The sequence below is a fragment of the Kineosporia sp. R_H_3 genome, from assembly GCF_002198675.1.
Classification (GTDB): domain Bacteria; phylum Actinomycetota; class Actinomycetes; order Actinomycetales; family Kineosporiaceae; genus R-H-3.
Genome location: NZ_MWLL01000152.1, coordinates 1 through 18,602, shown reverse-complemented (window position 1 = coordinate 18,602; position 18,602 = coordinate 1). Strand labels below are relative to the sequence as shown.

Here is an 18,602-nt window from a genome sequence, read left to right as displayed (position 1 = left end):
GGTACGGGCGGGGCCCTGCATGCCGGGCACTGGGCCGTCGGGGGTGACATCAGATGATGTCCTGCACGTGTCCTGTCCGGTCAGGGAACATGACCGCGTCCGGGCGCCGAGGCGCGCCCTCCGATCGGTGAGGCTGCTCGAATGACACCCGGTTCCATCCTCCGGCTCCGCCGGACCGCGCTCGTGGCCGCGCTCGTCCTGCCGGGCGTGCTGTTCCTTGCGACGCCCCCGGTCGACGCAGCGGTGACGGAGTGCGCGCCGTTCCCGCTGGGCGACTTCAACGGCGACGGCTTCCCCGACGCAGTCGTCGGCGAGGCGGACGGCGGCGCGACCCGTGGTGGCCGGGTGCATGTGTTCTACGGGACGGCGGCCGGTCTCACCTTTACCGGCTCCGGGGACGCGCCCGACGACCAGGTCTTCGCGCAGGGCATCGGCGGTGTCCCGGGCGTGGACGCCGCGGGTGACCGGTTCGGTGCGGCGACGCAGGTCGCCGACCTCAACCGCGACGGCTGCGCGGACCTCGCGATCGGTGCGCCGGGCAACAACAGAGCCACCGGCTCCGTGACGGTCCTCTACGGCTCGCCCGGTGCGGGGCTGACCACCGCGGGCGCCCAGTTCCTCACGCAGGACAGCGTCACCCCGGGTTCCGGGCGCGCCGGTGAGGCGTTCGGCGCGTCGCTGGCGACCGCGGAGCTGGACGGCGACGGCATCGTCGACCTCGTCGTCGGCGCACCCTTCGACACGGGCACGGCGGGTGCGGGCGCCGATCGTGGCGCGGTGACCGTGTTCTACGACTGGATGACCGGTGTCGGTCGCGCCGCCCGGGCCGACGTCACCCTCACGCAGGACGCCGCGATCGTGCCCGGTGTCTCGGAGAACGGCGACGCGTTCGGCTACTCGCTGGCCACCGGGGACGTCACGCACGACGGTATCGACGACATCGTCGTCGGCGTTCCGGGCGAGAACGGCTACGGCGTGGTCGACGTCCTCCTCGGCACGTTGGACGGCGGCTTGCGGGTCGGCCCGGACTACAGCCAGAACACCGCCGGCGTCCCGGGGACGGCCGAGGTCGGCGACGCTTTCGGACAGACCGTGGCCGTGGGCGACGTCACCGGCGACGCGACGGCCGACATCGTCGTCGGCGCCCCGGGTGAGAACTCCGGTGCCGGTGCGGTGACCGTCGTGCACAGCGGGTCGACCTCGGGCCCGGTCCGGGCGACCGGGGCCCAGATGATCACCCAGGATACGGCCGGGGTGCAGGGCGTCGCCGGGGCGGGTGACGCGTTCGGCTTCTCGCTCGCCGTCGTGGAGCTCAACCAGGACGGCACCAAGGACCTCGTCGTCGGGACGCCCGGCGACGCCATCGGTGCGATCCGCAACGCCGGGTCGGTGTCGCTCCTGTACGGGGGGCCGTCCGGCCTGGTCGTGCTCAACGGGGAGCGGCTCAGCCAGGACTGGCTCGGGGTCGCCGGGACCCCGGAACCCGGTGACGCGTTCGGCTTCTCGGTGCAGCCCCTCGCCGTCGACGGCCAGTTCCGCGACGACTTCCTCGTGGGCGCCCCCGGCGAGACGCTCGGGACGACGACGGAGGCCGGGCTCGTGCACCGATTCCTCGACGGGGTCGGTGGCGGCAGGCCGTCCGTCACCCTCGAGGCCGACACCCCGAACGTCGCGGGCGGCAGGACCTCCCGCGGGCACTGGGGCTACTCGCTCGGCTGATCCTGGGCACCCCGCTCATCCCCGACGAGCTCGGCGAGCCGGCGGGCGAGACGGCCGGCACCGTCCAGCAGCGGGGCCCATTCGTCGTCCGCCTCGCCCCGGTAGGCGGCGGCCGCGAGGTCGAGGAGCGGCCGCAGCTCGGCGGGAACGTCGTCCCTCACCTGCGCGGCCGCCTCGTCCTTCGACCAGATCCGGTCGGTGCGCAGCGTCGCGAGGATCCGGGCGAGGGTGAGCAGGACGTTGCGGGTGTCGTCCTCGAGGTCGGCGAGCAGCCCGGGCACGCCGTCCGCGACAGCGTGCCGCAGGTCGGCCAGGGGCACCGGGTCGAGCACCTGGGCAGCCGGCGGGCCGACGAGTGCGACGCCGTCGAGGAGCACCTGGGTGAGCAGGCACGCGAGGTCGGGGTCGTCGGGACCGCCCCACGGCGCCGGCCCGCCCGCCGCCGGGTCGAAGGCCTCGAGCCCGGCCCGGAGCCACTCGCCGTACTGCAGCTCGCGCGGCGGCGGGTAGCGCCACGGCCGTACCCGGTCGGCGACGACGACGGTGAGCTCGACCGGCCGCAGCCCGTGACGCCGTCCCGACCGGGCCAGGACGGAGTCGAGCAGCGGCCTGACCCGTTGCCCGAGCGGCGCCCGGACGACGACGAGCAGGTCGAGGTCGCTGTCCGGCCGCAGCCCGGACGACGTCGCGGACCCGTACAGGTAGACGGCGACGAGGTCCCCGCCGAGCACCCGCCGGACGGCGTCCACGACGTCGCCGACCTGCCGACGGTCGGCCTCGGCGAGCGGGGGCGCGGCAGCCGGTGTCATCCCCGCCATCCTGACGCCGCCGCCGCGCGGGCGTCACCCGGGATTCGCCGTACCGGGGTCGTGCGGGCGGTGACGCGGGTCGGCGTGGCCGGGCAGCATGGGCGGGTGCCGTGGTGCGTGCAGTCGACGTGGACCGTCGACGACGAGCAGCGTGCCTACGCCCCGGTCGTCGTCCGGTGGCGCTGGCAGGCGTGGTCCGTCGCACGGAGGATGACGCGGACGCTCGCGCACTTCCCCACCCTGGTCGTCGAGATCCGGAAGGCGTCCGCCGCGGACCTCGCTGCCGCGGCGCAGGTCGCCGCACCCGACGGCCCGCCCGCCGACGTGCACCTGTCGCGGTTCGACGACGGCACCAGCCTGTGCGGCCTCGTGCACGGTGACGTCGCAGCGGTCCTCCACGTCGACCTCTTCGACGACACCGGCCCGGCATGCCCGCGATGCCTCGCCCGCATGCGCGACATGTGACGCGTACACCGCCGGCTACGGGGACATCGCAACGGCAGAGTGCCGCTCGGACATCCCCGCAGTGGTCATCGCCGTCACTCAGGTGGTCACGCGCGCCAGCGCGATCGCGGCGGACGCTGCGAGGTCGAACAGGTCCTCGCGAACGTCGGAGAGGTCCTGCCAGGAGCGGTGGTCCCACTCGTCGCCCGCGAGATCGTCGCCGCAGTAGACGACCTGGGCGAGAGGAACCCCGCGAAAACGCGCTACCGCTGCCAGCGCAGCCGCCTCCATCTCGACGGTCAGACACCCTTCGGCCCGACGCCGCGCGATCTTCCCCGGGGTCTCCCGGTACGGCGCGTCCGTCGTCCACGTCCGACCGACGACGAACGGAGCCCCTCGCGCTTCGAGGACCTCCTCGAGCACCCTTCGAGCGACCTCGTCGAACTGGATGCTCCGGGCCGCGGGCAGGTAGTGGTAGGAGGTCCCTTCGTCGCGGATCGCGGACGACACCACGACGAAGTGCCCCAGCGTCAGCTCGCTGCGGAGCGCCCCCGCGCCGCCGCAGACCACGAACGACCGACATCCCGCGGCGATGACCTCTTCGAGGAGGGCTCCGGCCAGGGGTGCGCCCACCCCCGATCGGAGAACCGCGAGCCGCTCCTCGCCGTGCTCGACCTCGAGCAGGGGGTGCGGGCCGTCTTCCCAGCGGTTCTCGACGAGCACGCGCGCGCCTCGACGCTCGACGAGCCGATCCACGACATCACCGAAGAAGGTGATGACGCAGGCCCTTGGGACATCGCGCCGAACGATCTGTTCAGAAGGTTCGATGAACGCCAGTAGAGCGGAGTCGTGCTCGGTCAGAGGAACCTGAGGGTGCCGTTCCCGGCCTGGCTGCTCCATGTCGCCCCTGCCTGGACCCGATGCGTATTTGCCCCATCTTGGCCGCCACCAGGTCCTCGCACGATCGACTTCCGGGACCGAACTGCTCCGCGGAGCGGCATGCGTGACCCTCGCCGTCCCCCGTACCCGGGAGGCTCGCCTATGCCGTGCGCGGCCAAGGCCGGCCCGGACAGTCCGATCGCGCCGATGACGTAGAGGACGGACCCGCGCGACCGCGTCAGGCGTGTCGCAGGAGGTGCGCGCGACCTCGTCTACGCGGTCGGCTCGTCGGTGACGCCTTCCTCCATCTCGATCACGATCGAGCCAGACGTCATCGAGGCGAACTGGGGGTTGAGTTCGAGTTCGTCATCGAAGTCGCCGTTGAGGTTCTTGGTGAGGGTGTCGGCGAGTCGATGGCCCATGGGTCGGAACGTCACGTATGTCAGTCCACCCGAGATGACACCACCGACGATGGGGACGGCCTTCGTGACCGTCTTCTCTACGGTTTTCTTCGTGATCTTTAAGCCGATCACGGCGCCGACCCTCTTTACCAGCGGGTACCAGGTGGTCTTGGTCAACGCCTGCGCCGCGACCTTCTTGCCGAGGCTCGCGCCCGCGGCCTTGGAGGTGTTCGACACGAGTGCCGCAGCGCCGGCCGCACCGAACATGGCGCCGAGGTAGGCGATGACCCGAATCTGCGCGGCCTCTGTCAATTGACCGCCGCCATCGAACAGGTCGTCCTCGCCGAACAGGTAGGCAATCTGCTGGGCCATGTTGATGGCGAAGCCGAAGTACTGGGCGACGTCGGCGCCTCCCGCGACGATCATCACTGCGGGGTTGGCCGCCAGACCCGACGCGAAGGAGACCGCAGACGTCTTGGCCGCGCTGTTCTTGATGAGCGAGTTGGCCTTCCGCCGGAGCGACTCAGCCGAGTACACCGCTTGCGGCCCGTGCTCCAGGATGACGTCGAGGTGCTCGGAGTCACCGAAGTGCTTACGTAGGAACGCCTCGCGGTCGACTCGGACCACCGGCAACTTGGAGACGGCGCCGATCGTCTGCAGCGTGGTCGCGTAGAGCTTGTCCTGGGACGGTTCCGCCATAGCAGAGGACCCTATCCGGGGGAGCCGACAGGCGATCGGCGCAGCGATGTCCCGACCTTGGCAACGCGACCACCGACGACCCTGCTGGAGCGCCTCGCCCGCCGGAGACGTTCGAATCCGCTAGCCCAACGACTGGTCCTTGATCCCTCGAGTCGGCTCCGAGCAACCCTAGGACCGTTCTCTCGAGCCGCTGGTCGGATCCCGTTCTTCACACGGTGAAGATCGTCGGTCATGCTTCGCTCGTGACCGTGGTGGCCGGGACTCCGCACGCCTGGCTGAGGCGTCCGGCGAACACGTTCGGTGGCCAGTGGCTGGTTCTCTTCTTGCTCCTGCCCAGCCCGGTCGGCTTCGCGGTCGGTGTCTACTACCTGGTCAGCGGCCAGGTGCACGGAGGACGTGTCGCCGCGCTGCTGATCCTGGTCTACGCCGCGGCGGCGACCTACATCCTCGTCCAGGGGTGGCGGCGTGGCGCACGCATCTGGCACCTGGTCGCGGGGGTGGTGCTCGCTGCTCCCGTGAGCTGGATCGACTCCTGGATCAACGACCCGTCCATGCACTGGACGTTCCCGCTCTGGGCGGTGCTTCTCACCCTCGGACTTGCGCACAACGTGACCCGCTACGTCTGGCGGAGTCGTCGGCGGACCGGACCCGAGGGATCGCCCCAGGTCCCCGCCCCTCAGGCGTCAGCGGCGTCGGCGGACTCGCAGTGATCGAAGGGCGATCCGGATCCACGCGTCGACCGCTCCGGCACCGAGCACCACCGAGACGTCGTGATGACGGAGGTCATGCGTCGTCGTGCCCGCCCGGCACGCGCCGCGAGCGAGCTGAGCGCTCAGACGCCGTGCGTGCCCCGCGGGGGCGTAGCTGCACTGTTGAGACGTTCGAGTCGGACCGCCCGAAGGTGCTCGATCACCAGGGCCAGGCTCATCAGCAGCAGCGAGACCAGCAGGCCGAAGCGCTCCAGGGCCGGTCCGGGACGCATCGCCAGCGACAGCCCGAGGACACCCAGCGTGGGCATCATGAGCTTCTGGGCCCCGGGAAACTGCGGCCGCGTCGGCGCGGGCTCGACGCACTTGAGCAAGACCAACCCGAGCGCCAGCACCAGGAACGCACCGTCTGCGGCCCCTGTCCACGTCATGGCACCATTGTCGCCGCTCTCGTAGGAGTCCAGGGTCGGTTCGGCCCGTGCCTGTCCGGGCTCGGGGCCGGTGGGGCGACCTGCGAGGCCGGATGGCCGCCCCAGGCAGGCGATCGCGCAGGCGCGCGTGCCTCAGCATCGCCCGGTCGACGGGACCGCTGCCCTCTGAGGAAGACGAGGGCAGCGCGGACCTGCAGTCCGCGGGAAACTGAGCTTGTCGTCGCCGCCAGTTCCGCGCCCGTTGCGTGCCCGAAGTGTGGTCGCGACCGGCACTCTACGGTCATGCGTGCAACGTCCGGGGCGAGGATCCAGGTACGGGTCGCCAGAGTGGTGCCTCCCGGCTCGTCCGTCGCGGTCCTGGGCCGTGCTGTCCTGATGAACGGGTGATCGATCATGAACGTGCGGACCGCTGGGGCGCTCGTGAGGAGTCCATGGCTCTGGTTCTGGTTGATCTTCGTGATCGCGTTGGTGGCCCACTTCGTCTTCGGCGTCGTGCCGCTCAGCTTCTGGCCTCTCATGAGCGGGACCGCCCTCGCGATCGCCATCTGGCGGCGCCGGACGGCGTACAGGTGGCCCCTGGCGGGGGTTGTCGGCGGTGCTCTCACGGGCGTGACCGCGGCGGTCGTCGTGCCGCTCGCCGTGTCTGACGTCGCGTTCCTGCTGTCGTTCCTGCCTGCCGGCGTGCTCGTCGTCACGGGCACCAGACCCTCACTCGCCGAGCCTGTCGCAGGGACACCGCAGACGTGACGATCGCGCTGCAGCGGTCCTCGGTCGCTTGCCCGGCTGCCAGTCCTCGCCGGTCTGATGGCGGGGCGCATCAGGGGCACGTCCGAACCCACGACGACTGCAGGCGACGTCGATCGACGGCAGAGATCACCGCAGGTCAGCGGCGGGTCGACGTCCCTGCCAGGGGTAGGGACAACCCGGTCAGTAGTACCAGGGATACGGACTCCAGTCCGGCGCCCGCTTCTCGAGGAACGAGTCCCGGCCCTCGACGGCCTCGTCGGTCATGTACGCCAGCCGGGTCGCCTCGCCGGCGAAGACCTGCTGGCCGACGAGCCCGTCGTCGACGAGGTTGAAGGCGAACTTCAGCATCCGCTGCGCGGTCGGGGACTTGCCGTTGATCTCGGCGGCGACCTCGAGGGCGACGGTCTCCAGGTCGGCGTGGTCGGCGACGAGGTTCACGGCGCCCATCCGGTGCATGTCCTCGGCGGAGTACGGGCGGCCGAGGAAGAAGATCTCGCGGGCGAACTTCTGGCCGACCATCTTCGCGAGGTACGCCGAGCCGTAGCCGGCGTCGAACGAGCCGACGTCGGCGTCGGTCTGCTTGAAGCGCGCGTGCTCCCGCGACGCGATCGTCAGGTCGCAGACGACGTGCAGGGAGTGCCCGCCCCCGGCGGCCCAGCCGTTGACGACGGCGACGACGACCTTCGGCATCGTCCGGATGAGCCGCTGCACCTCGAGGATGTGCAGCCGGCCGCCGGCCGCCTTGACCCGGGCCTCGTCGACCGACTCGACGGTGTCGCCGGGCCGGCCGGTCGCGGGGTCGACGGTCGTGTACTGGTAGCCGGACTTGCCACGGATCCGCTGGTCGCCGCCGGAGCAGAACGCCCATCCGCCGTCCTTGGGGCTCGGGCCGTTGCCCGTGAGCAGGACGCAGCCGACGTCCGGGGTCATCCGGGCGTGGTCGAGCGCCCGGTACAGCTCGTCGACGGTGTGCGGCCGGAAGGCGTTGCGCACCTCCGGGCGGTCGAACGCGATCCGGACCGTCCCGCGGGCCGGCCCGTCGAGGCGGCACCGGTGGTACGTGATGTCGGTGAAGTCGAAGCCGGGGACGACGTCCCAGGCGGCTGCGTCGAAGATCTCCGAGACGTCGGTCACCGACGCAGGATAGGGCGCGGCCGGTCAGGCCCCGTCGGACGCCCCCGCCGTCTGCCGGACGACGTCGATGAGCACCGTCCGGTGCTCGGTCCGCAGCGGCTCAGGGATGAGCCCGACCCCGTCCGCGGTGGACGCCGGCCAGCGCGACTCGACCGTCGTCACCGTGCCCTCGCCCGCGTCCGTGACGAACGTCGTCCGCACCCGGACCCCGGGCACGAGCCGTGTGCACCCGCCGTCCCCGCCCGCGCAGAACAGCGGCAGCCCGACGAACCGGCGCAGCGGCGGGGTCGTCGCGCCCGGCGCCGCGAGCTCGTAGTCGACGCTCACCGCCCGGACGCCGCGCCACGAGTCGAAGCCGCCGGAGCCCCAGCCGCCGCCGCGCACCCGGCGCACGCCGAGCACGGTGACCTGCGGGTGCCGCTGCAGCCAGCCGACGAGGTCGTCCGGTGCCGGTGCGCGGCCGCCGTCCGGCTCGACGACCTGCGCGACGGACGCCACCCGGACGTCGGCCGCGGCGACGGCCGCCGCCGCGCTGCCGGGCTCGGCGGCCCCGACCGGGTCCGCTGCGCCGCCGGACAGGTCGCCGCCGAGGCCCGCGCCGACCGCCCACACCCCGGCGACGACGACCGCCGCGACGGCGAGCGCGCGGGGCGCCCGCCGGGGGGCCGTCACGGCCTGCGGCGCGGCCTGCGGGACGGCGTCCAGGGCGGTCTCCTGACATCGGCCCGGGCGGCCCGGGTACGGGTGGGACCCCACCATCGTCACCCGTAGGCTGCCGATGTGCACCCTCCCGCCGACGACCTCCGGGCCGCCGCCCACGTCGTCCGGCTCCCGCTGCGCACCCGGTTCCGCGGCCTCGTCGAGCGGGAGGCCCTCCTCCTGCACGGTCCGGCGGGCTGGGGCGAGTTCTCCCCGTTCGTCGAGTACGACGACGCCGAGGCGTCCCGCTGGCTCGCGTCGGCGGTCGAGGCGGCCTGGGGGAGCGGTGCCGGTGCGGGGTCCGCCCGGCCGGACGCCGTCCGCGACCGGGTGCCCGTCAACGCGACCGTCCCGGCCGTCCCGGCGGACGACGTCGCCGGCGTCCTCGCCCGGTTCGACGGCTGCACGACCGCGAAGGTCAAGGTCGCCGAGCGCGGCCAGACGCTCGCGGACGACGTCGACCGGGTCGCCGCGGTCCGTTCGGCGCTCGGGCCGGGCGGACGGGTGCGGGTCGACGCCAACGGCGCGTGGTCGGTCGACGACGCCGTCCGCGCGCTCGCGGCGCTCGCGCCGTACGACCTGGAGTACGCCGAGCAGCCCTGCGCGGGGCTCGACGGGCTGCGGGACGTCCGGACGGCGCTCGCCCGGGCCGGGGTCGACGTCCTCGTCGCGGCCGACGAGAGCGTCCGCAAGGCCGAGGACCCGCTCCGGGTGGCCGTCTCCGGCGCCGCGGACGTCGTCGTCGTCAAGGTCGCCCCGCTCGGCGGGGTCGCGGCCGCTCTCGACGTCGCCGGCACGCTCGGGGCCGACCACGGCATCCCCGTCGTCGTCTCCTCGGCGCTCGACACCTCGGTCGGCATCGCGGCCGGCGTCGCGCTCGCCGCGGCCCTGCCCGACCTGCCGTTCGCCTGCGGGCTGGGCACCGTGTCGCTGCTCGGCGCGGACGTCGCGGCGGAGCCGCTCGTGCCGGTCGCCGGCGGGATCGACGTCGCGCGGGCCCGCGCCCTCGTCGCCGACCCGGCGCTGCTCGCCGCGCTGGCCGCCCCCGACGACCGCCGCGACTGGTGGCTCGACCGGCTCGCCCGGTGCGCCGACCTGTTGCGCCGCAACGACTCCGGGGCGCCGGCCCGGGCCGGGGCGGGGCCGGCGTGAACGACTCGACGCTGCTCGCCCGGCTCGCCGTCGAGGCGCTCGCCGCCGCCGGGGTCCGCCACGTCGTGCTGTGCCCGGGGTCGCGCAGCGCACCGCTCGCGTACGCCCTCGTCGAGGCCCTGGAGAACCGGCCGGACGACGCCCAGCACCCCGGCAGCGCCCCGGACCTGCACGTCCGGCACGACGAGCGGGTCGCCGCCTTCACCGCGCTCGGGGTCGCCCGGGGCGCGCTCGCCGGGGGCGCGGCCATCGCCGGGGCGGTCGTCACGACGTCCGGCACGGCCGCCGCGAACCTGCTGCCCGCCGTCCTCGAGGCGCACCACGGCAACGTGCCGCTCGTCGTCGTCACCGCCGACCGGCCGACGGCGCTGCGCGGCACGTGGGCCAACCAGACGACCGAGCTCCAGGCCGGGCTCTTCGGTGACGCCGTCCGGGCCCGGCTCGACCTCGCCGACGACGTCGCGGCCGCCGACCCGGACGCCGCCCGCGCCGCGCTGCTCGACACGCTCCAGGCGATGTGGGGCCGCACCGTCGACGACCGCCCCGGGCCGGTGCACCTCGACCTCGGGTTCACCGACCCTCTGGTACCTGATGACGAGAGCTTTGCTCTGCCCTCACTTGTGAGGGCGGCCGATGGTCTGCCCTCAGAAGTGAGGGCAGAGCAAAGCATCGGCGAGACAACCCCCGCCCGCTCGGTCCCGGGCGTTGTCCGGCACCGGAACCGCGGTGCCCGCGGTGAGCCGCTGCCTCCGGGGGGCCGCACCGTCGTCGTCGCGGGCGACGGAGCCGACTGGGAGGCCCGGTGGCTCGCCGAGGCGGGTGGCTGGCCGCTCCTCGCCGAGCCGTCCTCCGCGGCCCGCAGCGGGCCGAACGCGATCGGCCCCTACCGGCTGCTCCTCGAACTGCCCGACCTCGGCGGCGCCGTCGAGCGCGCCGTCGTCCTCGGTCGCCCGACGCTGTCCCGCCCGGTGAGCCGGCTGCTCGCCCGCGAGGACGTCGAGGTTGTCCTCGTGTCGCCGTACCCGGCGTGGCCCGAGCCGGGCCGAGCGGTGCGCCGGATCCTCGGCCTGACCTGGCCCGCTGACCTCGACGAGACCGGGAAGGATTGGTACCGCAGGGATCCGGACCCGTGGCTCGCAGGCTGGCTGGCCGCCGGCGATGCCGCGCAGCGGGCCCTGGACGCCGTCCTCGACGACGTCGCGGCCGGCTGGTCGGACGGCGCGTCCGCCGTGCCGCTCGGCCCGCTCGTCGCCCGCGAGGTCGCCGCCGTGCTGCGACCCGGTGACCTGCTCGTCGCCGCGGCGAGCAACCCGATCCGCGACCTCGACCTCGCGGGCCACCCGTTCGGTGACGTCCTCGACCGTGAGCCGGGGGTCTTCGAGGGCGACCAGACGCAGGTCGTCGCCAACCGCGGCCTCGCCGGTATCGACGGCACGCTGTCGACGGCGTCCGGCGCCGCGCTCGCCCGGGACGGCTCGCCGGTACGGGTGCTCGTGGGGGACCTCGCCTTCCTCCACGACGCCAACGCCCTCCTCGCCGGCCCCGCCGAGCACCGCCCCGACCTGCAGGTCGTGCTCCTCGACGACGACGGCGGCGGGATCTTCAGCCTGCTCGAGCACGGCGAACGGGCCACCCGCGGCGCCGACAGGGCCGCGCTCTTCGAGCGCACCTTCGGCACGCCGCACGGCACCGACATCGGGGCGCTGTGCCGCGCGTACGGCGTCCCGCACACCCGCGTCGGTGACCTCGCCGGGCTGCGCGCGGCGCTCGCCGCGCCGCCGACGGGCACGAGCGTCGTCGAGGTGCGGACGGCGCGCGCCGGCCTGCGGGACCTGCACGCCAGGATCCGTGCTGACGTGCATGCGTCGGCGCTCGAGCGGCTGCGCGGTGGTGCGCCGACCCGCCCCGAGGGTCGGCGTTGACCGTCCGTTGACCTTGCGTTGACCTGCCGCCGAACCCGTTGCCGGTCAAGCATTCCGAGCGTCGGGAGCGCTGCGTCACGCGACCCCGGACGGCTCTGCCGCAGGCGCCCCGGACGGCCCACCCGCCACCGGTCCGGTGACGCCCGGCAGACGTTTGTTCCCGAACGACACCACTCTCAAGCGAGCTCCTGCCCCCGACGAAGCGACTGACGGATCGTCTCCGTGCTCGCCCCGAAAGGTGTCCCCATGTCCGTCACACGTTCCTCCGGCCCGTCCTCGGGCCGCCGGCTGCTGAGGTCGCTCTGCGCGGCCGCGGTGGCCGCGGCGTCCCTCGTGGCGCTGCCGCTCTCCTCGGCGCAGGCCGTCGGGAGCCCGGCCGACACGACGGTGTCCTCCGAGGGCGGTGCCGCGAGCAACGTGGCCGTCGGGGACACCCTCGACGTCGCCACGTCCTCCCCGGTGACCGAGACCGGGTCCGTGGACCAGACCATCACCCAGCAGTGGGACCCGGCCGCCGGCATCCTCGACCCGGCGACCCTCGTGGCGCCGGACGGCTGGACCGTCACGTACGACGTCGACGGCACCTGGACCAGCAGCGCGCCCAGCTCGGCGCAGGACCTCGCGATGACCGACGGCGTCCGGGCCACCTCGACGATGAACTCGGGCGGTCTCGACGGCTCCGGCAAGCAGCTGGCCACCTCGCACGGCAACGGCACGCTGAAGGTCGGCGCCGGCTCGTTCCAGGGGTCCTCGGGCGGTGACGGCTGGGACGTGTTCGTCGCCGGCTCGAAGGTCCTCAACATCTACCACCACAACAACAGCCAGTACGGGATGGACTGCCACATCAAGTCCACCGGTGCGTCGTGCACGGGGTCGGTGTACTACCGCACCGGCTTCGTGACCTCCGGTGCGTCCACCGGGTCCGTGGTCGCAGGCCGCGTGTACTCGATCGTCGGCTCGGCGAACGGCGCCGGGGTGCTGTGCACCGACATCCGCTCGAACCCCTTCACCGACTGCGGGTTCACGGTGCTCCAGAGCGGCGCCTACACGGCGTACGGCACGATCGGCAAGCAGACGATCTCCGGCACGAAGGTGTACGCACCCGTGCTGCTGTCGGGGACCGCGAAGCTGCTCTGCTACGACGTCTCGACGTCCGCCGCCTGCGCCGGCCAGCCCTACGCGCTCGCCGGGCTCAGCGGCGTCGGCTCGGTGCCGGCGTTCTCCGTCGCCATCGACGGCAAGGTCTACGTGACGGCGAACAAGGTCTGGTGCCTCGACGCCGCCACGGACGCCGCGTGCGCGGGCAGCTGGCCGGTCGGGTCGCTGAGCGCGGCCTCCTCCGTCGCCCCGATGCGGGACGCCCAGCTCGACGTCGTCGGGGTCTGCGCCATCCGCGGCGCGAGCGCCTGCTGGGACCTCACGGGCGCCTCGGCGACCGTCCCGACCGGCCTCGCCTCGGCACTGTCCGCCGACCCCGCGGGCTCGATGGGGACGTGGTCGGACTTCTCCTGGTCCACGCAGCGCCAGTACTGGTTCAGCGGCGGCTCGATGTTCTGCTACGACTGGCTGACCGACGCGTCGTGCGCCGGGTTCACGCCGCCCTCGGTCTCCGGTGACCGGTACGCGCTGACCGTCGACCCGACGGACGCACGCTGCATCTGGACCAACGGCGACAGCGGCCAGATCACCACGTTCGACGGCCTCACGGGCGCGGCCGGCTGCCCGCCGCCCGTCGACCCGACGCTCGAGTTCGCCCACACGACGACCGCCCCCCGGCTCTCGTGCGACGAGACCGGCCGGGTGCGCGAGTGGCGCTCCATCGCCCTGACGCCCTCCGGTGCCATCACCGCGTCGGACCTGCGCGTCACCGTCGTGAGCAGCGGCGGCGAGGAGGTCGCGGGCTTCGTCGGCCTCACCCCGGACGCCGGCGGCGTCATCGACCTGACGGCGCTCTCCGTCGCGGACACCGGCACCCAGCCGACGTTCGAGGTCACCGCGCTCGGTGCCACGAGCAACGACGCCTCCGACGTCACCGCGGACGTGCTCTACGTCGGCGACCCGGCCCAGGTGTGCTTCTCGCTCGACGTGCAGCGGGACTGCCCGACCCTCACGGCCGGCGTCCAGAACGGTGACACCGTGCCGGTCGCGGCGACGGGGATCACCGGGACGACGGTGACCGACGACGGCAGCGGCGCGGTCACCCGCACGGCGGAGGTCTCCGTGACCCGCGCCGACCAGAGCGGCTGCATCGGGAGCGTGTCCGGCACCGTGGTCGTCTCCCCGCCGGGCGGTCCGGTCCCGGTCGAGGACGTCACGGTCACCCTCGCCCCCGCCGCCGGGGGTGCCGCCTACGCGACGGCCACCACGGACGCCGACGGCGACTACGCGTTCCCGTACGTGCGGCCCGGTGGCTACCGGGTCAGCGCCCTCGGCACGAACCAGACCGTCACGGTGACGGACGGCGCGCAGGACGCCGACGTCAGTCTCCCGGTCGACGCACCGGTCGCCGGTCCGGTGACGATCAGCACGCTCCAGGGCGTGGCCGGCAGCGCGCCGGTCTCGGTGACCGTCGACGAGCAGGCGGACGTCGACACCGACTCGGTCGTCCTGCAGGACCCGTCCGACAGCAGCTGGGGCACGACCCTGGTCGTCGACGACGAGGGCACGTGGACGGTGCTGGGCAACGGGTCGCTGCGGTTCACGCCGCTGAACACGTTCACCGGGACGAGCACCGACGTCACCTACCGGGTCGCCGACTCGTTCGGCACGACGGACACCGCCGCGGCGCACGCCGTGGTCCAGGCGGTCCGGCCGACGGCGCACCCGGTGCGCAGCACCGGCGTCCAGGGCTCGACGCAGACGATCACCCCCGACGGCCGCTCGCGGACGCTGGCGATCGACGCGTCGACCGTGCGGGTCGTCGACCCGCAGACGGGCAACTCGGAGACGGTCGTGACCGTCGCCGGTGTCGGGACCTTCACCGCCGACACCACGCACGGCAAGGTCGTGCTCGTCCCCGAGGGTGACTTCGTCGGGTCGTACACGGTGATCTACGAGGTGTCCGACATCCTCGGCCGCGCGGCCGTCTCGACGATCACCGCGGTGACGACCGAGCTCGACCCGAGCACGCAGAAGGTCACGGTGGACTCGGGTGCCGTCGCCCGGGTCACGGTCCGGGGCGTCCCGTCCGGGGCGACGGTCAGCGGCCCGGCGACGGTGTCCGGCAAGGCCTCGGCCGTCGCGTACACCCGCACGCGCATCACGGTGACCCCGGTCGCCGGGTACGCGGGCCTGGTCCAGGTCCCCTACACGGCGACCAACGGCACCGCGACCGTGCAGCGCGTCGCGAAGGTGTCCGTCCGGCCGCTCGGGGCCGGCCGCGTGACCTACAAGGTCGGCTACGGCAACACCGTCGTGACCTGGGCCGCGTCGGGCAGCCGGGGCGTGACCGGGTACGAGGTGTGGGTCGACGGCGCCAAGCGGTGCTCGACGTCGGCCACGACGTGCACGGTCGACGGCGTCTTCGGGCCCAAGGCCGAGGTCAGCGTCGTGGCGGTCGGTCCGGACGGGAGCAGGACGCGCAACGGTGCGACCGGGCGCTACACGAGCTCGGCGGCCTGCGGCGGGGTCTCGGCGGTCTACTTCGACGTCGACTCCTCGGTGCTCACGGGTGACACCCGGGCGACGCTCGCGAAGACCGCGGCCGACCTGAAGGCCCAGGGCTTCACGAAGGTGTGCCTCGTCGGCTTCACCGACGCGAACGGCAGCGCGGCCTACAACCTCGCCCTGTCCAAGCGCCGGGTGAATGCGGTCGGCGGCTACCTCTCGCCGAAGCTCGGCAAGAAGGTGTCGATCGTCAAGGACTTCAGCGGCGAGGCGGACCCCGCCGCGCCGAACGACACCGCTGACGGGCGGGCGGCCAACCGTCGGGTGGAGGTCCGCGTCGGCTGACCGTGCACCGTCGACGAGGCCGTGGCCCGGTTCCCCCAGGGGAGCCGGGCCACGGCCGTCGTGCGACGTGGTGCGGGGCGGGAGCCGGCAGCGGCGGTTGCGGCGGACGGGCGGGCTCAGCCCCCGGAGAGCGCGTCCCGCATCGGCACGAGCTTGTCGTTGGACTCCGCGAGCTCCCGCTCGGGGTCGGAGCCGGCGACGATCCCGCAGCCGGCGAACAGCCGCAGCCGGCGGCCGTCCTCGCCGTCCACGCGGGCGCAGCGCAGCGCGATGCCCCACTCGCCGTCGCCCTGGGCGTCCATCCAGCCCACGGGCCCGGCGTACCGGTCCCGGTCCATGCCCTCGATCTCGGAGATGACCGAGGCCGCGACCTCGGTCGGCGTCCCGCAGACCGCGGCCGAGGGGTGCAGCGCCGCGGCCAGCCCGAGCGACGTCGTGTCGTCCCGCAGGACGCCCGTCACGTCGGTGGCCAGGTGCATGACGTTCGCCAGGTGCAGCACGAAGGGGCTCTCGGGCACGTTCATCGACGTGCAGTGCGGCGCGAGGGCGTCGGCGACGGAGCGCACCGCGTACTCGTGCTCCTCGCCGTCCTTGCTCGACCGGGCCAGCGAGGCCGCGAGCGCGAGGTCGTGCTCGTCGTCCCCGGTGCGGCGGATCGTGCCGGCGAGCACCCGGGACGTGACGAGGCCCTTCTCCCGCCGCACGAGCATCTCCGGCGTCGCGCCGACGAGGCCGTCGACGCTGAACGTCCAGCACCCCGGGTAGCGGTTCGCGAGCCGGCCGAGCAGTGCCCGGACGTCGACCGGCCGCTCCGCGTACGCCTCGAGGTCACGGGCGAGGACGACCTTCTCCAGCGCACCCGCCCCGATCCGGCGGATCGCCTCGGCGACGACGCTCTCCCAGTCGACGGCGGTCCGGGCGCCGTCCGCGAAGGTCACCTCGCCGTGCCAGAGCACGGGCTCGTTCTCCGTCTCCGGCAGCGTCGCCGACGGCACGACCCGCCCCAGGCTCGTCGTCGTGAGCCACCACTGGTCGCCCCGGCGGCCGACGACGACCTCGGGAACGACGAGCACGCCGCCCGCGGCGGAGCCGGGGGAGAAGGCGAACGAGCCGAAGGCGACGGGCCCGGTGCCGGGCAGGCCGACCTCGTCCCGGACGACCGCGTGGTCGACGAGGTCGAGCCAGGCGGCCTCGGCGTCGGCGAACCGGTGCACGCCCGTCGTGCGGATCCGCAGCGTCTCGCCCCAGCCGACGAGCCCTTCGCGCCGTCGCACCCAGGCCAGCGGGCCGGTACGCGGCAGCAGACCCAGCAGGGGACCCGGGTCGGGGATCGGGACCGTGCGGGCCACGAGGGGCACGGTCAACGGCGCGGTGGTCATCGCGTTCAAGCGTAGGACGCCGGGACCGGGGCTTCGCGCCGGACCCCGGGGCCGTGGGCCGGACGAGGCGTGACGTCCGCCACCCCGGTGATCAGCGCCCGGCGGGGGCACCGGCCGTGCCACGATCGCCCTCACGGCGGACCCGCCGCCGTCGGACGACAGGAGGCGACCGTGCGACGACGCGCCGTGGTCGCCCTCGTCGCGGCGGCGGGGCTCCTGCTCCTCGGCCGGTCGGTCCTGGTCGGTCCGGCGGACCCGCCCTGCCTCGTCTCGTCGGGCGGGACCTGCTTCGACGAGCGGCTCACCGGACGCGCGCCGGGCTACGTGTCGTCCATCGACACCGAGACCCCCGGCGTCCCGTTGTTCTACGTCGAGTTCGAGGTCGCGGGGGAGCGGGTGCAGGCGAAGGTGGCGAACTGGCCTGCCGCGCCCGACGGCCCCGCGAACGGACCGCGCGTCGGGTCGACCGTGGACGTCGCGTTCGACCCGGCCGCCCCGGCCGAGCGAGCCACGGACGCCGACGCCCTCGCCGCCCGCCCGCCCGAGGGCGCCCCTGGGTCGGCGGTCGCCGCCCGCTGGGCGGGGGCGGTCCTGCTCCTCGCCGCCGCGCTCCTCGCCGTCCGGGGCCGCCGTCCGGCCGTCTCAGGACCCGCCGCCCCGCCGCGGCCCACCGACCCGGGAGCCGCCGCATGAGCACGCCACGTCCGGGCCGCGGTGCCCGCTGGGGGATCGGCCTGTCCGCGGCGGCCGTCGCACTGTTCGTCGGCATCGTCACGGGCGCCGTCGCGGTCGGGCAGGCGGTCGGCGGCGGTGGCGACTGCGTCTCGGACCCGGGCGCGCCGGGGATCTTCTGCTTCGACGACGACCTCACCGAGGAGGCGCTCGCCGAGGTCGTCCGGGTCGTGCCCTTCGACTCCTTCGAGGACCCGGCCGACCCGCAGGCGGACCCCGCGGACGACCCGTTCACCGTGTCCCTGCCCGGCTGGTACCTCGATCTCGACTACAGGACCGTGGACGGCGAGGACGTCCGCGCGACCGACATCCCGTGGCCGCGCGGGGTCGCCGAGCCGATCGAGGGCGGGACGGTCCGCATCGCCTACGACCCGTCGGACCCGGAGTTCTCCGTCGGGTCCGCGCAGGCCCTCGCCGCCGCCCGCGCGCGACCGGCCGCCGAGGACGACGGCCCGGCCGCCGCGCTGCTGTGGACGACGGGAGTCGCGGTCGCGACCGCGTTCGCCCTGCTCGGCGGCACCGTCGTCTGGGCCCGTCGCGCGCCCCGCCCGGAGCGGGCCGCCCCGGTCGGCTGGTACGGCAGCCCCTACGGCTACCCGGTCGGCCCGCCCGGCTACGCCCCCGCGTACCCGCAGCCGTACGCCCAGCCGTACGCCCAGCCGTACCCGCAGCCCTACGCCCAGCCCTACCCGCAGCCGTACCCGCAGCCGTCCCCGCAGCCCTCGTACCCGCCGGCCGCGGCTCCGCCGGCGGGGTACGCGCCCCCGGTCCCGCCGGCCGCGAGGTCGAGCAGTCGC

15 protein-coding genes and 1 pseudogene are annotated in these 18,602 nt (G+C 74.0%); 9 read left to right on the top strand and 7 right to left on the bottom strand.

Annotation, left to right across the window (positions count from 1 at the left end; all coding sequences use genetic code 11):
* The first annotated feature begins 141 nt into the window (after positions 1-141).
* Positions 142-1,719 carry an FG-GAP repeat protein gene (locus tag ECOMGDLI_RS15400; protein ID WP_088317700.1) on the top strand — a complete coding sequence of 526 codons (1,578 nt, stop codon included), beginning with the start codon at positions 142-144 and terminating at the stop codon, positions 1,717-1,719.
* Here ECOMGDLI_RS15400 and ECOMGDLI_RS15395 read toward each other — a convergent pair.
* A complete protein-coding gene (locus ECOMGDLI_RS15395; protein WP_088317699.1) occupies positions 1,704-2,528 on the bottom strand; it encodes an aminoglycoside adenylyltransferase family protein in 825 nt (274 codons plus the stop codon). The genes ECOMGDLI_RS15400 and ECOMGDLI_RS15395 overlap by 16 nt on opposite strands.
* Positions 2,529-2,633: 105 nt before the next feature.
* On the opposite strand from ECOMGDLI_RS15395, the gene ECOMGDLI_RS15390 reads away from it, so the two are divergent.
* The gene (locus ECOMGDLI_RS15390; protein ID WP_158221015.1) at positions 2,634-2,993 is read left to right on the top strand and encodes a hypothetical protein; all 360 of its coding nucleotides are present in this window, start codon (positions 2,634-2,636) and stop codon (positions 2,991-2,993) included.
* Positions 2,994-3,071: 78 nt separating this feature from the next.
* Here the strand turns inward: ECOMGDLI_RS15390 and ECOMGDLI_RS15385 are convergent, their stop codons facing one another.
* Positions 3,072-3,872: a nucleoside phosphorylase gene (locus tag ECOMGDLI_RS15385; RefSeq protein WP_088317697.1), complete on the bottom strand. Its 801-nt coding sequence runs from the start codon at positions 3,870-3,872 to the stop codon at positions 3,072-3,074.
* Positions 3,873-4,123: 251 nt separating this feature from the next.
* Positions 4,124-4,951 carry a hypothetical protein gene (locus tag ECOMGDLI_RS15380; protein ID WP_088317696.1) on the bottom strand — a complete coding sequence of 276 codons (828 nt, stop codon included), beginning with the start codon at positions 4,949-4,951 and terminating at the stop codon, positions 4,124-4,126.
* Positions 4,952-5,166: 215 nt separating this feature from the next.
* Between ECOMGDLI_RS15380 and ECOMGDLI_RS15375 the strand changes: the two genes are divergently transcribed.
* Complete coding sequence (locus tag ECOMGDLI_RS15375) at positions 5,167-5,661, top strand: hypothetical protein (protein WP_088317695.1); 495 nt, start codon at positions 5,167-5,169, stop codon at positions 5,659-5,661.
* A gap of 122 nt (positions 5,662-5,783) precedes the next feature.
* On the opposite strand, the gene ECOMGDLI_RS15370 is transcribed toward ECOMGDLI_RS15375, so the two are convergent.
* Entirely contained in the window at positions 5,784-6,089 is a 306-nt protein-coding gene (locus ECOMGDLI_RS15370) for a hypothetical protein (RefSeq protein ID WP_088317694.1), read from the bottom strand.
* A gap of 393 nt (positions 6,090-6,482) precedes the next feature.
* Here ECOMGDLI_RS15370 and ECOMGDLI_RS15365 point away from each other — a divergent pair, with 393 nt between their 5' ends.
* Positions 6,483-6,836, top strand: coding sequence for a hypothetical protein (locus ECOMGDLI_RS15365; protein ID WP_088317693.1), 354 nt, complete (start codon positions 6,483-6,485; stop codon positions 6,834-6,836).
* Positions 6,837-7,016: 180 nt separating this feature from the next.
* On the opposite strand, the gene ECOMGDLI_RS15360 is transcribed toward ECOMGDLI_RS15365, so the two are convergent.
* Both ECOMGDLI_RS15360 and ECOMGDLI_RS15355 read right to left on the bottom strand, forming a co-directional pair.
* Positions 7,017-7,970, bottom strand: a complete 954-nt coding sequence (locus ECOMGDLI_RS15360) for a 1,4-dihydroxy-2-naphthoyl-CoA synthase (protein WP_088317692.1) — start codon at positions 7,968-7,970, stop codon at positions 7,017-7,019.
* Positions 7,971-7,994: 24 nt separating this feature from the next.
* Positions 7,995-8,729, bottom strand: coding sequence for a hypothetical protein (locus tag ECOMGDLI_RS15355; protein ID WP_143447727.1), 735 nt, complete (start codon positions 8,727-8,729; stop codon positions 7,995-7,997).
* A gap of 21 nt (positions 8,730-8,750) precedes the next feature.
* On the opposite strand from ECOMGDLI_RS15355, the gene ECOMGDLI_RS15350 reads away from it, so the two are divergent.
* The 3 genes from ECOMGDLI_RS15350 to ECOMGDLI_RS15340 all read left to right on the top strand — a co-directional run bounded on the left by ECOMGDLI_RS15350 (position 8,751) and on the right by ECOMGDLI_RS15340 (position 15,694).
* Positions 8,751-9,821, top strand: a complete 1,071-nt coding sequence (locus tag ECOMGDLI_RS15350) for an o-succinylbenzoate synthase (RefSeq protein ID WP_088317690.1) — start codon at positions 8,751-8,753, stop codon at positions 9,819-9,821.
* Positions 9,818-11,743 carry a 2-succinyl-5-enolpyruvyl-6-hydroxy-3-cyclohexene-1-carboxylic-acid synthase gene (menD, locus tag ECOMGDLI_RS15345; RefSeq protein ID WP_088317763.1) on the top strand — a complete coding sequence of 642 codons (1,926 nt, stop codon included), beginning with the start codon at positions 9,818-9,820 and terminating at the stop codon, positions 11,741-11,743. The genes ECOMGDLI_RS15350 and menD overlap by 4 nt, the downstream gene beginning before the upstream one ends.
* 246 nt (positions 11,744-11,989) lie before the next feature.
* The gene (locus ECOMGDLI_RS15340) at positions 11,990-15,694 is read left to right on the top strand and encodes an OmpA family protein (RefSeq protein WP_088317689.1); all 3,705 of its coding nucleotides are present in this window, start codon (positions 11,990-11,992) and stop codon (positions 15,692-15,694) included.
* 116 nt (positions 15,695-15,810) lie between these two features.
* Here the strand turns inward: ECOMGDLI_RS15340 and ECOMGDLI_RS15335 are convergent, their stop codons facing one another.
* On the bottom strand, positions 15,811-17,073 hold the full coding sequence (locus tag ECOMGDLI_RS15335; RefSeq protein WP_088317688.1) for an isochorismate synthase MenF: 1,263 nt from the start codon (positions 17,071-17,073) through the stop codon (positions 15,811-15,813).
* A gap of 171 nt (positions 17,074-17,244) precedes the next feature.
* Here ECOMGDLI_RS15335 and ECOMGDLI_RS15330 point away from each other — a divergent pair, with 171 nt between their 5' ends.
* Both ECOMGDLI_RS15330 and ECOMGDLI_RS15325 read left to right on the top strand, forming a co-directional pair.
* The gene (locus ECOMGDLI_RS15330; RefSeq protein ID WP_143447726.1) at positions 17,245-17,766 is read left to right on the top strand and encodes a DUF3592 domain-containing protein; all 522 of its coding nucleotides are present in this window, start codon (positions 17,245-17,247) and stop codon (positions 17,764-17,766) included.
* Positions 17,763-18,602, top strand: a pseudogene (locus tag ECOMGDLI_RS15325) (hypothetical protein); the annotation flags it as partial. The gene ECOMGDLI_RS15330 and the pseudogene ECOMGDLI_RS15325, both read left to right, overlap by 4 nt.

Coding starts and splice junctions, on each gene's coding strand:
- ECOMGDLI_RS15395 (WP_088317699.1), bottom strand. CDS start 2,528: ATGACACCGGCTGCCGCGCCCCCGCTCGCCGAGGCCGACCGTCGGCAG.
- ECOMGDLI_RS15355 (WP_143447727.1), bottom strand. CDS start 8,729: ATGGTGGGGTCCCACCCGTACCCGGGCCGCCCGGGCCGATGTCAGGAG.
- ECOMGDLI_RS15370 (WP_088317694.1), bottom strand. CDS start 6,089: ATGACGTGGACAGGGGCCGCAGACGGTGCGTTCCTGGTGCTGGCGCTC.
- ECOMGDLI_RS15380 (WP_088317696.1), bottom strand. CDS start 4,951: ATGGCGGAACCGTCCCAGGACAAGCTCTACGCGACCACGCTGCAGACG.
- ECOMGDLI_RS15400 (WP_088317700.1), top strand. CDS start 142: ATGACACCCGGTTCCATCCTCCGGCTCCGCCGGACCGCGCTCGTGGCC.
- ECOMGDLI_RS15365 (WP_088317693.1), top strand. CDS start 6,483: ATGAACGTGCGGACCGCTGGGGCGCTCGTGAGGAGTCCATGGCTCTGG.
- ECOMGDLI_RS15385 (WP_088317697.1), bottom strand. CDS start 3,872: ATGGAGCAGCCAGGCCGGGAACGGCACCCTCAGGTTCCTCTGACCGAG.
- ECOMGDLI_RS15335 (WP_088317688.1), bottom strand. CDS start 17,073: ATGACCACCGCGCCGTTGACCGTGCCCCTCGTGGCCCGCACGGTCCCG.
- ECOMGDLI_RS15340 (WP_088317689.1), top strand. CDS start 11,990: ATGTCCGTCACACGTTCCTCCGGCCCGTCCTCGGGCCGCCGGCTGCTG.